The sequence below is a fragment of the Bizionia saleffrena genome, from assembly GCF_008086175.1.
Classification (GTDB): Bacteria; Bacteroidota; Bacteroidia; order Flavobacteriales; family Flavobacteriaceae; genus Bizionia; species Bizionia saleffrena.
Window position 1 is genome coordinate 12378 of sequence record NZ_VSKM01000008.1, and the last position, 12451, is coordinate 24828.

At 36.2% G+C, this 12451-nt stretch carries 11 protein-coding genes; 2 read left to right on the top strand and 9 right to left on the bottom strand.

Features of this window, described 5'->3' with window-relative positions; genetic code table 11:
• Positions 1–149: 149 nt before the first annotated feature.
• The 8 genes from ES676_RS08750 to asnB form a co-directional block, all read right to left on the bottom strand.
• Positions 150–773 (bottom strand): hypothetical protein, encoded by a 624-nt coding sequence (locus ES676_RS08750; RefSeq protein ID WP_148369947.1) that lies wholly within the window; start codon positions 771–773, stop codon positions 150–152.
• A 115-nt stretch (positions 774–888) separates the two neighbouring features.
• On the bottom strand, positions 889–1542 hold the full coding sequence (locus tag ES676_RS08755) for a hypothetical protein (RefSeq protein WP_148369948.1): 654 nt from the start codon (positions 1540–1542) through the stop codon (positions 889–891).
• Between the two features lie 185 nt (positions 1543–1727).
• The gene (gene mdh / locus ES676_RS08760; RefSeq protein ID WP_148369949.1) at positions 1728–2654 is read right to left on the bottom strand and encodes a malate dehydrogenase; all 927 of its coding nucleotides are present in this window, start codon (positions 2652–2654) and stop codon (positions 1728–1730) included.
• 83 nt (positions 2655–2737) lie between these two features.
• The gene (locus ES676_RS08765; RefSeq protein WP_148369950.1) at positions 2738–3751 is read right to left on the bottom strand and encodes a DUF6588 family protein; all 1014 of its coding nucleotides are present in this window, start codon (positions 3749–3751) and stop codon (positions 2738–2740) included.
• A 147-nt stretch (positions 3752–3898) separates the two neighbouring features.
• Positions 3899–5848 carry a DNA topoisomerase (ATP-hydrolyzing) subunit B gene (gene gyrB, locus ES676_RS08770; protein ID WP_148369951.1) on the bottom strand — a complete coding sequence of 650 codons (1950 nt, stop codon included), beginning with the start codon at positions 5846–5848 and terminating at the stop codon, positions 3899–3901.
• Between the two features lie 477 nt (positions 5849–6325).
• On the bottom strand, positions 6326–7201 hold the full coding sequence (locus ES676_RS08775) for a pirin family protein (RefSeq protein WP_148369952.1): 876 nt from the start codon (positions 7199–7201) through the stop codon (positions 6326–6328).
• Positions 7202–7218: 17 nt separating this feature from the next.
• Positions 7219–7509, bottom strand: a complete 291-nt coding sequence (locus ES676_RS08780; RefSeq protein WP_148369953.1) for a GNAT family N-acetyltransferase — start codon at positions 7507–7509, stop codon at positions 7219–7221.
• Positions 7510–7667: 158 nt separating this feature from the next.
• Positions 7668–9335: an asparagine synthase B gene (asnB, locus tag ES676_RS08785; protein WP_148369954.1), complete on the bottom strand. Its 1668-nt coding sequence runs from the start codon at positions 9333–9335 to the stop codon at positions 7668–7670.
• Positions 9336–9572: 237 nt separating this feature from the next.
• Here asnB and ES676_RS08790 point away from each other — a divergent pair, with 237 nt between their 5' ends.
• Positions 9573–10118 (top strand): DUF2911 domain-containing protein, encoded by a 546-nt coding sequence (locus ES676_RS08790; protein ID WP_148369955.1) that lies wholly within the window; start codon positions 9573–9575, stop codon positions 10116–10118.
• Between the two features lie 68 nt (positions 10119–10186).
• Here ES676_RS08790 and ES676_RS08795 read toward each other — a convergent pair whose 3' ends face one another.
• Entirely contained in the window at positions 10187–10816 is a 630-nt protein-coding gene (locus ES676_RS08795) for a 7-carboxy-7-deazaguanine synthase QueE (protein WP_148370108.1), read from the bottom strand.
• 105 nt (positions 10817–10921) lie between these two features.
• On the opposite strand from ES676_RS08795, the gene ES676_RS08800 reads away from it, so the two are divergent.
• Complete coding sequence (locus tag ES676_RS08800; protein ID WP_148369956.1) at positions 10922–12433, top strand: helicase HerA-like domain-containing protein; 1512 nt, start codon at positions 10922–10924, stop codon at positions 12431–12433.
• The last annotated feature ends 18 nt before the right edge of the window (positions 12434–12451 follow it).

Sequence of the window (12451 nt, forward strand, 5' to 3'; positions counted from 1 at the left end):
TTATTTTATTGTCGGTTTTTTTTAGAACGAGCAAATATAGAATTTACATCGAGATTCGACAATTATTTTAATAATTAAATAGGGTGTTTTCGCTTTTATAAAATAATTTTAAAAGCTCAATTTTAAAGTAGAAAAGCACTTTTATGTGTTTACGCGCTTCTAGAATAAGAGGGTCCGGCACGAACTTCTGGAATAGTATATAAACCTTTGTTTAAAGTATAGACAATGGTAGTATTTATTTTGTAAGCTACGGCTTCAGTTTCCGATGTCAAGTTACTATATTCTTGCCCTAAAAACGAACTAAAAGTAGGACTGTTAAACCGTTCTAAATCGCGTTTTTCGTTAACGACAAGCGTTCCTTTTAAATCTATTTCTGAATCTAAATTGCGAGTAATTTCATAAACATCTACATGGTAATGATTAGATGTTTTCTCTAATGGAATACCACTATTGGGTTGATTAGAGTTCGCGATATCTATTGATAATGACGATGGCGTACCTAGTATTTTTTTAATACGCGCTACGTTTGAAGCACTATAATAAGTGATCGTGTATTTCCCGTTAGACTCAGCATGCACCTGAATCGCGTAAACACCTAATTCTTGTAATTGTTTTTTTACTAATATAATCGTTTTTTCAGCTTCGTTAGCCGAAACGTGTGCGCTATTAAACTCTAGAACGAGTTCTTGATTAGGGATAACAGTGTCGTCCCTAAAAACCCCAATACAGGCAAGGACAAGTAATAAGACACTAAAACACCAATTAGCTTTCATGTGCCAAATATATGATATACAGCAAGAAATGACAATACAATTACTGTTTTTTATACAAAAAAAGAGCAACCAAATAGTTGCTCTTTTAATAGTCTTTTATATAGAATAGACTGTTTTATTGCTTCATTTCTGTATAGCCTTCTGGGGGTGTCATATTAAATTTATCGCTAGAAACAGCTTCTTCCTTAATTTCTGTTACCGTATTTTCGATAGTAATATTTTTTCCCATCTGACTCATATTTAATACAAAATACATTGGAAACCCTTCAATTTTATCGCCATACATTTGTGATTGTTGCGAATAGGCCGTAATACTTTTAGTGGTGTAAAGCGTCATCTCTACAGTTTGTCCTCCTGCCGTCATAATCACATCGTAACCCTCACACTCGTAACCTAAAACTGTTTTTTTATCATCTCTATTTGTTACCTCAATATTTTCTACTTGTGCCGCTTTAGAATCTGTACTCATCTCCATATAGCTTTTACCGCTCATAGGGTTATCCATTAGCATTAACATCTTTTTGGTCTCCGTATCAGTAATAGTAACGACGTCTCCCGTCATCGGGCTAGACACTTCCGATCTTGATTTCTTCTCTTTAATGTAAGTTGTTGTCACCACTTCTCCAACCATTGCTAATTGCGAGTTCATAGCTTCATCGTCACTAGACATTGTTTGCGTTGATATAACGGTACCTTCCGTTAGTTTATCTTGTGCAAAACTGGTAAAACTTAACGTAACTGCTAACAGTAATAATATTGATTTTTTCATCTTATTCTAATTTTTCCGTGTTTAAGTATTATTATTTGATTTAGTTGGCAACAATAATACCAAAAATTTTTCAATTTCTTTTTAAGACTGTTAAATTATCTTTTAAAAAGAGGTCCTCTATAACTACAAAAACACCTTAAAGATTTAAAACCTTAAGGTGTTTCTTTATATAATTAGAAAACCGACTATAGTTCTAATAAACCATTCGTCGCTTTTACACCTTTAGCACTTTCTTGCATATGCGCTTTTTCGGCATCGCTTAATTTAATTTCTACGATACTTTCAATACCATTTTTACCTAAAATAACTGGCACACCAATACATAAATCATTTAAACCGTATTCACCTTCTAATAACGTTGAACATGGGAACATTTTCTTTTGGTCGCAAGCAATTGCTTGTACTAAACCAGAGACTGCTGCACCTGGTGCGTACCAAGCTGACGTTCCTAATAATTTAGTTAATGTTGCGCCTCCAACCTTAGTGTCTTCTGTTACTTGCTCTAAACGTTCTTTAGACAAGAATTCTGTTACTTTAATACTGTTTCTAGTGGCGTGCGCTGTTAATGGCACCATACCTTTGTCGCTATGTCCACCAATTACCATTCCGTCTACATCACTAATAGGGGCGTTTAAAGCTTCAGCTAATCTGTATTTAAAACGTGCAGAATCTAAAGCACCACCCATTCCGATGATTCTATTTTTAGGTAATCCTGTTGTTTTATGCACTAAATATGTCATTGTATCCATTGGGTTACTTACCACAATGATTATTGTATTTGGAGAATGCGTGATTAAGCTAGCCGATACTGTTTTAACAATCCCTGCATTGATACCAATTAATTCCTCACGAGTCATTCCTGGTTTTCTAGGAATTCCCGATGTTATAACACAAATATCACTATCTGCTGTTTTAGAATAATCGTTAGTGCTTCCGGTAATTTTAGTATCGAAACTATTTAAAGAAGCTGTCTGCATTAAATCCATTGCTTTACCTTCAGCAAAACCTTCTTTAATATCTAGTATAACAACTTCACTTGCAAAATCTTTAATGGCGATGTATTCTGCACAACTTGCACCTACTGCACCTGCTCCAACTACTGTTACTTTCATTTGTATTATATTTTAGTTTGTGTTAAATTTTATCCTCCAAATTTAAGAAATTCTTAGGACGTATGTATTTTTTTAAGAAAGTTTTAAAAGCCGAAAGTCATTCCTAACGAGGCGCTACTAAAATCGGCAATTGTATAGGCTGCATTTACACTAAAGAAACCAAGTTTTACATTTGCTCCCAAAGTTCCAATAATACCGCTAGTGTCTGATTCTACTGAAAACGGATCTACAATTTCTTTAGAAAACAAAATCCCATCAGAGACGCGATAGGTTCCTAATAAGTCCGTTTTATTTTTTCCATCTAAATACCCTACAGAACCGTACACATTAAATAGTTTTAAATTTGTCCCTACTAATAGTTGGTACAACATTGTGTGAGTTTGTGTTTCCACGCGTTGGTTTTCACCCTCTACTGTACTTGTATTCACTAAATCGTATGTTCCGTTTAATTGGGTATAAGCAATTAATCCAGAAACAGCCACCGGAAATAATTTATCGGAAGGTAGCCAAGAAGTAAACTCCTGCTGAAGACCAAAACCAAATAAGCCGGCCTCTACATCTTGTTGATTTATTTTAGGAAAATAACGTGCTTTTACTTCGGTACCTTTAAAAGGCGAAAAACTTCCTTGTAAAAACACCGTCGGAATTAAATTTATATTTGCAGATCCTATTCCTGTTGGCAAAACAATATCTGTGGTTTGTTCCCCAAACAACGGATCGTCGTAAGTAATTTCGACAATAATATCCTGATCGTTATGTCCCAATGCAGTTGCAACAGGTTTTGATGCACTCCCATCTTTAAAACGTATATTTTCGTAATCGGAAGCGGTCATTATAAACTTTTTATCTTCATCGTTTATAAAGGTTGCATTTCCAATAATGGATAATGAGAAGCCAAGTCGTTTCGGTGCTTTCGCACTGTTAGACCAATTGTTATTGATGCCGTAAGCTAAACCATCGTTTGCTGGTTTAATATAGCGTTCTGAAAATTGTTTGGTATCGTCTATACCAGCCGCCAATAATTCGTTTAAGTTTTCCTGGGCCGTTACAAAATGCACAGACGCCAATGTAATAAGAAATAGAAAAGGGGTTTTCATAAATTTTATTTTTTTTATAATATAACAAAAGTAAACGTTAGATAGTGATTATAACTCGTTTAGCTTATTTTTTATTTTTAAATATAAATAAAAAAACACCTTAAGCACATAAGACGAAAGGTGTTTTTAAAAAGTATGTATTACTAATTATACATCAATTTTTGCATAAATTGCGTTTTTCTCGATAAATTCTCGACGTGGTGGCACCTCATCTCCCATTAACATAGAGAACACACGATCGGCTTCTACACCGTTATCAATTTGTACTTGACGAAGCGTTCTAAAATCTGGATTCATTGTGGTATCCCAAAGTTGTATGGCATTCATTTCTCCAAGACCTTTATAACGTTGTATTTTTGTACCATCACCAAATTCTTGCATTAAAACTTTACGCTCATCATCACTCCAAGCGTATTGCTTTTTAGCTCCTTTTTTCACTAAGAATAGTGGCGGAGTTGCAATGTAAATATGTCCATTTTCAATCAATTCTTTCATATAACGGAAAAAGAACGTTAAAATTAAAGTTTCAATATGCGCACCATCGATATCGGCATCACACATAATCACCACTTTATGATATCTTAACTTTGAAAGATTTAAAGCCTTACTATCTTCTTCTGTTCCTATAGTAACTCCTAAAGCGGTAAAGATATTTTTTATCTCTTCGTTTTCAAACACTTTATGTGTCATCGCTTTTTCAACATTCAAAATTTTACCACGTAGGGGCAAAATAGCTTGAAATGCTCTATCCCTACCTTGTTTTGCAGTTCCACCCGCCGAATCTCCCTCGACAAGGAATACTTCACATTTTGTAGGATCTTGCTCAGAACAGTCAGATAATTTTCCTGGCAAACCACCAATACTCATTACTGTTTTACGCTGTACCATTTCACGCGCTTTTTGCGCAGCGTGGCGTGCTTGAGCAGCTAATATTACTTTTTGAACTATTATTTTAGCATCGTCTGGATGCTCTTCAAGATAGTTAGAAAGCATTTCTGAAACCGCCTGACTCACAGAAGCAGAAACTTCTCTGTTTCCTAATTTTGTTTTTGTTTGTCCCTCGAATTGTGGCTCTTGAACTTTTACCGAAATAATTGCTGTTAAACCTTCACGGAAATCATCTCCCGCAATATCGAATTTTAATTTATCTAGCATCCCAGATTCGTCGGCGTACTTTTTTAAAGTATGCGTTAACCCTCTTCTAAACCCCGATAAATGCGTCCCACCTTCGTGGGTATTAATATTGTTTACATACGAGTGTAAGTTCTCAGCATACGACGTGTTATACATCATCGCAACCTCAACTGGCACTCCGTTTTTCTCTCCTTCAAAAGAAATAACCTCTTTTATTAAAGGCTCTCTACTTCCGTCTAGAAATCTTATAAATTCTTTTAAACCTTCTTCAGAATGGAATGTTTCACCTTCGAAAGAACCATCATCTTTAACCGCTCTTTTGTCGATTAAATGAATAGTAATCCCTTTATTTAAATACGACAATTCGCGCATTCTACTGGCTAATGTATCGTAGCTATACTCTAACGTTTGCGTAAATATGGTATGATCTGGTCTAAAGGTAATTACCGTACCTCTTTTATCTGTTTCTCCAATACATTTTACAGGATACAAAGCTTTACCGTGCTTGTATTCTTGTTCCCAAACTTCGCCATTTCTGTAAACCGTAGCTCTTAAATGATCGGATAATGCGTTAACACAACTTACACCAACCCCGTGCAGTCCTCCAGAAACTTTATAAGAATCTTTATCGAACTTACCTCCGGCGCCAATCTTTGTCATAACTACTTCAAGAGCAGAAACACCTTCTTTTTTGTGAAGATCTACCGGAATACCACGACCATCATCTTCGGTCGAAATGGAATTGTCTTCATTAATAGTTACCGTAATATTATTACAGTGTCCGGCCATCGCCTCATCAATAGAGTTATCTACAACTTCGTACACTAAATGGTGAAGCCCTCGAGTTCCTACGTCTCCAATATACATGGAAGGACGCATACGAACGTGTTCCATACCCTCTAGAGCCTGAATACTATCCGCTGAATAATTCTCTTTGTTAAACTCTTCTTTTTTTTCGCTCATAGTTATAGTCTTTATAATCTAATAGTCCTTTTTTGAAAACCCCATTTTCTGCAACGGGAGTCCTTTTATGCGCTATTACAATGTCTTAAAACAGTGTGTCCTTAACATAAAAAAAGGAGGCTTAAGGCATCCTTTTGAACACCACCAAATATACGCAATTTCGAGATGGTTTTAAAGCTTTTTATGGAAAGCTCCCTGTTTTTATTAACAATTATTAATTTAAAGAAAGTCGCTTAAATCGACTAAAACACATCTTAAATTGAATAGTGACTTGTTTTTAATTATTCTGAAAACTAAAAATTTAAAAACGAGCTAAAAAGACAAGTTTTGGAGCTCCCAACCTTAATAAAAAGATCTACAGACGGGAGTATTACGACTGAAAAACGCTAAAAAAGAGAAGGAATAAAACCTTTTACAAGGGTCTCTTCTCAAAGCATTCCTCTTCAATTTATTTCTCGGGAACGACGGAGTGAATCACTATTCTAAATAGCCAAATTTACCGCTATTAAAATCGTGTATCGCTTGTGCTAATTCTTCTTTAGTATTCATTACAAACGGGCCTTGTGCGGCAATCGGTTCGTTAATTGGGGCTCCGCTTAAAACTAAAACCACTGCCGCTTCAGTGGCCTCTACCGTAAATGTTTCGCCTTTATTCTCAAACAATACAAAGTGGTCGGTAGAAACATTCTCTTTGCCATTCACTTTTACCTCACCTTCTATTACGACTAAAGCCGTGTTGTAATGCGCCGGAAAAGAAAAATCGGCGTGTGCCTCTTTTTTTAGTTTTACATTTAATAGATGCAGTGGCGTAAACGTTGAAGCGGCACCTTTAACCTCTTTATAAACACCAGCGATAACCTCAACCACACCTTGCTGATCTGGTAATTGGTATTTTTTAATACTGGAAGGATCTAGTCCTTGATATTTAGGCGTAGACATTTTATCTTTTTGAGGCAAATTCACCCATAATTGCACCATCTGAAAATCACCTCCCGCAGCACTAAACTCCTTTTCGTGATATTCTTTGTGTAAAACCCCCGAAGCGGCCGTCATCCATTGCACTCCGCCTTCTCCAATAACGCCGCTATTTCCAGCACTGTCATGATGAGCGATTTTTCCTTTATAAGCAATGGTTACCGTTTCGAAACCACGATGTGGATGCACACCGACTCCACGCGGCTCGTTTGTTGGCGGAAAATAAAATTTAGAATTATAATCCATAAAAATAAAAGGATCCATTCGTTTCATATCTAACCGAAATCCGCTCGGTATAAAATTATGCACCCGAAATCCGTCACCAACAAAATGCGGTGCCCTTGGGCGCGCCACCAACTCTATAGACTTTGTACTCATTTTACGTCTCTCGTTTTTTATTTTTTATTGTGAACAACTGAAATATCCTGATATTCTGGATGCTTATCGATATACGACAAAATAAACGAACATTCTGGTTTCACTTGTAAATTATTCTCTTTCGCGTAGTCTAAAATCCCTTTTGCTATAAAGCTCCCCACGCCTTGACCAGACATTTCTGTCGGCACTTCGGTATGTGTATAAGTAATACCATTTTCAAAACGCTCGTAAGCTGCAAAGGCGATACTATCGTTTAAATGGACTTCAAATTGATGTTTGCTTTCGTTATGTATAAGCGTGTGTGACATAGTATGATTTATTTACTTCAAAAATAAAGCATACTGAGGACTTTTAAAACGGAATGTGATAGGAATAATTTATTGCATAATATTAAGCACTCTTAATAAAAAACCCTCTTATAGCTAAAAGGGTTTTCACTTCATTCTATCATATATCTTTTATTATATTATGAATACGCCGCGTCGTGCACATTTGCAATTGCTCTACCTGAAGGTTCGTTCATATTTTTAAACGCTTCGTCCCATTCTAGGGCTATTTTTGTACTACATGCTACGCTTGGCTCTTGCGGCACACTTAGGGCCGCCGCATCACTTGGAAAATGCGCTTCGAAAATGGAGCGGTAATAAAACTCTTCTTTGTTTTGCGGTGTTTGTAATGGGAAACGGTATTTGGCATTCGCCATTTGCTCATCGCTAACTGCTATATTAACAACTTCTTTAAGTGTATCAATCCAACTATAACCAACGCCATCGCTAAATTGCTCTTTTTGTCTCCACGCGACACTTGCTGGCAACATATCTTCAAAGGCCTTACGAATTACCCATTTCTCCATACGTTCACCATTAATCATTTTATCTTGTGGGTTAATACGCATCGCTACATCTATAAATTCTTTATCTAAAAAAGGTACGCGCCCCTCTACTCCCCAAGCCGCTAAACTTTTGTTTGCTCGCAGGCAATCGTACATATGTAATTTATCTAATTTACGCACTGTTTCTTCGTGAAATTCTCTAGCGTTCGGTGCCTTATGAAAATATAAATAACCTCCAAAAATTTCATCTGCTCCCTCGCCAGACAGCACCATTTTTATTCCCATCGATTTAATAACTCGTGCCATTAAATACATAGGTGTACTAGAACGAATTGTAGTAATATCGTAGGTTTCGATGTTATAAATCACATCTTTTATCGCATCTAATCCTTCTTGGATTGTAAATTTTATTTCGTGGTGTACTGTCCCAATATGATCGGCTACTTTTCGTGCGGCGGCTAAATCTGGTGAGCCTTCTAATCCCACTGAAAAACTGTGTAATTGTGGATACCAAGCATCTCTAGTATCGTCACTTTCCACCCGCTTTTGCGCATATTTTTTAGCAATTGCCGAAATCACAGATGAATCTAATCCGCCCGATAATAGAACACCGTAAGGCACATCACTCATTAATTGTCTTTTTACGGCGGCTTCTAAGGCTTCTTTTATTTCAGCAATACTGGTTTCGTTTTCTTTTACTGCATCATAGTCACTCCAATCTCTGTTGTACCATTTTACAAACTTCCCATCGGTACTCGACATATAATGTCCTGGTGGGAATAATTCAATTTTTGTACACACACCTTCTAAAGCTTTCAGTTCGGAAGCGACATAAAAAGTTCCGTTTTGATCCCAGCCAATATATAGCGGAATAATTCCCATATGGTCGCGAGCAATAAAATACGTGTCGTTGGTTACATCGTAAATAGCGAAACCAAAAATACCATTCATTTCATCAATAAAATCAACGCCTTTTTCTTGGTACAATGCTAAAATGACTTCGCAATCACTTTGAGTTTTAAACTGGTATTTACCCTCAAATTGCTTACGTAATTCTCTATGGTTATATATTTCGCCATTTGCCGCTAAAACAAGAGTACTATCAAGACTTAACAACGGTTGTTTCCCTGAGGCTGGATCGACGATAGCCAAACGCTCGTGCGCTAAAATAGCTTTATCGTTACTATAAATACCACTCCAATCTGGTCCGCGATGTCTAATTGTTTTTGACATCTCTAACACCCGAGGTCTCAACTCTTCACTGTTCTCTTTTAAATCGAAAGCACATACAATTCCACACATAATATATCGTATTAAATTTCTTATTCTGTTTTATTTATTAAGCAAATATGGTATATCTGTTTCATATTAAAAACACAAAATACTAAAACAGTTATAAATTGTAATATAATTATTAATAATAATATGAAAATGAAACAAAACACATTACTTTTATAGTATTTTACTTAATAAGTGTAAAGTTTAACAATTTAACTCGACCTTTATAGCATAACACTTATAAATTAACACCGTAGAATTATGAAAAAAACAACTTTTATCGCCACTTGCGCTTTAGCGTTTACCACTTTACTTAGCGTTAATGTTACCGCTCAAGATTTTCCAGAATTAGACAAAAGTCCAATGGACGTAGCCGCGTTTCCAACAAGTTATAAGGACGCCAACAAATTAGTAAAAATCACTTACAGTCGTCCGCAATTAAAAGACCGTGAAGTCTCTAAATTAGCACCAATGGACAAAGTATGGCGAGTTGGCGCTAACGAAGCAGCAGAAATTTCATTTTACAAAGAGATAAAATTAGGAAAAACAACTATTAAACCAGGCACCTACACGTTTTACTTAATTCCAGGAGAAAAAGAATGGACAGCCATTATAAATGCAGATGTTAATGTTTGGGGAAGCTACTTTTATAACGAAGCTAACGATGTTGCGCGTTTAACTGTTCCTGTAAAAAAAGGTGACGCTGTTGTAGAAGCATTTTCTATTGTTTTCGACGAGAACAAAGAAAACGTGAATATGCATATTGGATGGGGAAACACAAGACTTGTTGTTCCTTTTACCAAATAGATTACAAAGTAGTTGCGCTTATTAAGCGCATAAAAAAACCTTCAGAAATGAAGGTTTTTTTTGTTCTATTAGGGTATATTTAAATACTTGTGTGTTTGTAGTGAGACTTTCCACTTTGGATATTTCATCACATAGTTCACTATTTCTGGAATCATTTTATCACTTTTACTCCATTCTGGTTGCATATATAAAATACAATCCTTTCCTACTTTTGCTGCCTGCTCTTCGGCAAACTTAAAATCGTCTTTATTATAAATAATGGTTTTCAACTCGTTAGCAACATCGTAAACACCTTGCGTTGGTAACTTCATTTTTTTAGGTGATAAACACACCCAATCCCATTCTCCTGTTAATTGGTAAGCACCAGACGTCTCAATATGCACTTGCATTCCTTGCGCTTTTAACTGTGTTGTAAGCGCTGTCATATCCCACATTAAGGGTTCACCACCCGTAACTACAATGGTGTCGCTATACTTTTTAGCGTTTGCAACAATATCTTTTGTTGCTGTTGGTGGATGCAATTCTGCATTCCAACTTTCTTTAACGTCACACCAATGGCAACCCACATCACAACCGCCTAATCGTATAAAGTACGCTGCTGTTCCTTTGTGAAATCCTTCACCTTGAATCGTGTAAAACTCCTCCATTAATGGGAGCATTTCACCTTTGTTTACTAAATCTTTTACCGCTTCCGTCATAGCGGCCAAAGATAGTATATTTAGATCTTTTTGCTGTTAATATTTTCTTGTTTTCCAAATCGTTTCATCTAAGATTACTATTTTTACACAAACAAATTAAATAGTATGAGTAAACGCGACGAATTCTTTAATCATATTACCGAAGGAAACAAAACTCAAGGCGATTTTATAACTTTAGGATCGGCTATGCTAGACGGTGAAACGGTAACTAACGCTTATGTTAAGATTCCTTTAAAAACAATGAATCGTCATGGCTTAATTGCTGGAGCTACCGGAACCGGAAAAACAAAAACGCTACAGGTTTTAGCTGAAAATTTAAGCGACAAAGGAATTCCTGTCCTTTTAATGGATATTAAAGGTGACCTAAGCGGATTAGCAAAACCAAGTCCCGGACACGAAAAAATTGATGAACGCCACGAAAAAATTGGTATTCCGTTTGATGCTAAAGGATTTCCTATTGAATTGATGACGCTTTCGGAACAAAACGGGGTAAGACTTCGCGCTACTATTAGTGAATTTGGTCCTGTTTTACTCTCTCGTATTTTGGAATTAACAGACACCCAATCGGGCATTGTATCGGTAATTTTTAAATATTGCGACGATAACAAACTCCCTTTATTAGATTTAAAAGATTTTAAAAAAATTCTTCACTACTGTACTCAAGATGGTAAAGCTGAATTTCAAGAAGAATACGGTCGTATTTCTACTGCTTCAACCGGTGCTATTTTAAGAAAACTAATCGAAATAGAACAGCAAGGTGGCGATCTCTTCTTCGGAGAGAAAAGTTTTGAAGTTGAAGATTTAATGCGAACCACTCGCGATGGTAAAGGCTACATTAACATTATAAGATTAACAGACATTCAAGATAAACCGAAGCTTTTTTCGACATTTATGTTGAGTTTATTAGCTGAAATCTATGAAACGCTACCCGAACAAGGCGACTCTGAAAAACCAGAATTAGTATTGTTTATAGACGAGGCGCATTTAATTTTTAATGAAGCCTCTAAAGCACTTCTTAATCAAATAGAAAGTATTGTAAAATTAATTCGCAGTAAAGGCGTGGGTATTTATTTTGTTACGCAAAACCCAACCGACGTTCCTGAAGGTGTTTTAAGTCAGTTAGGCTTAAAAGTCCAACACGCTTTAAGAGCTTTTACTGCCAAAGATCGAAAAGCTATAAAATTAACGGCCCAGAATTATCCTGATACCGATTATTACGACACCGCGGCGATTTTAACGGCCTTAGGAACTGGTGAAGCTCTAGTTTCTGCATTGGATGAAAAAGGCCGACCAACGCCATTGGCGGCAACGATGATGCGTGCTCCAATGAGTAGAATGGATATTTTAACGGATAAAGAACTACAAGTCGTTATCGACGATTCTAAATTGGCTTTAAAATATAACGATACAATAGACCGCGAAAGTGCTTACGAAATATTAAATAAAAAAATTGAAGCTGCAGAAGCGGTAAAAGCGAAACTCGATAAAGAAGCCGATAGCCAGAAAAAGACGCGCACCTCATCTCATCGTAGCACCCCACAAAACCCCTTAATAAAAGTATTAACCAGCGCGACTTTTATACGAAGCGTGTTTGGTATTATAAAGAAAGTATTGTAGTTAACCCCTAAATAATTA

What these genes read in the sequence shown, in the direction of transcription:
- ES676_RS08780 (WP_148369953.1), bottom strand. Translation starts at nt 7,509, where the DNA reads ATGTCACACACGCTTATACATAACGAAAGCAAACATCAATTTGAAGTC.
- ES676_RS08755 (WP_148369948.1), bottom strand. Translation starts at nt 1,542, where the DNA reads ATGAAAAAATCAATATTATTACTGTTAGCAGTTACGTTAAGTTTTACC.
- ES676_RS08800 (WP_148369956.1), top strand. Translation starts at nt 10,922, where the DNA reads ATGAGTAAACGCGACGAATTCTTTAATCATATTACCGAAGGAAACAAA.
- ES676_RS08790 (WP_148369955.1), top strand. Translation starts at nt 9,573, where the DNA reads ATGAAAAAAACAACTTTTATCGCCACTTGCGCTTTAGCGTTTACCACT.
- mdh (WP_148369949.1), bottom strand. Translation starts at nt 2,654, where the DNA reads ATGAAAGTAACAGTAGTTGGAGCAGGTGCAGTAGGTGCAAGTTGTGCA.
- gyrB (WP_148369951.1), bottom strand. Translation starts at nt 5,848, where the DNA reads ATGAGCGAAAAAAAAGAAGAGTTTAACAAAGAGAATTATTCAGCGGAT.
- ES676_RS08775 (WP_148369952.1), bottom strand. Translation starts at nt 7,201, where the DNA reads ATGAGTACAAAGTCTATAGAGTTGGTGGCGCGCCCAAGGGCACCGCAT.
- ES676_RS08795 (WP_148370108.1), bottom strand. Translation starts at nt 10,816, where the DNA reads ATGACGGAAGCGGTAAAAGATTTAGTAAACAAAGGTGAAATGCTCCCA.
- asnB (WP_148369954.1), bottom strand. Translation starts at nt 9,335, where the DNA reads ATGTGTGGAATTGTATGTGCTTTCGATTTAAAAGAGAACAGTGAAGAG.
- ES676_RS08765 (WP_148369950.1), bottom strand. Translation starts at nt 3,751, where the DNA reads ATGAAAACCCCTTTTCTATTTCTTATTACATTGGCGTCTGTGCATTTT.
- ES676_RS08750 (WP_148369947.1), bottom strand. Translation starts at nt 773, where the DNA reads ATGAAAGCTAATTGGTGTTTTAGTGTCTTATTACTTGTCCTTGCCTGT.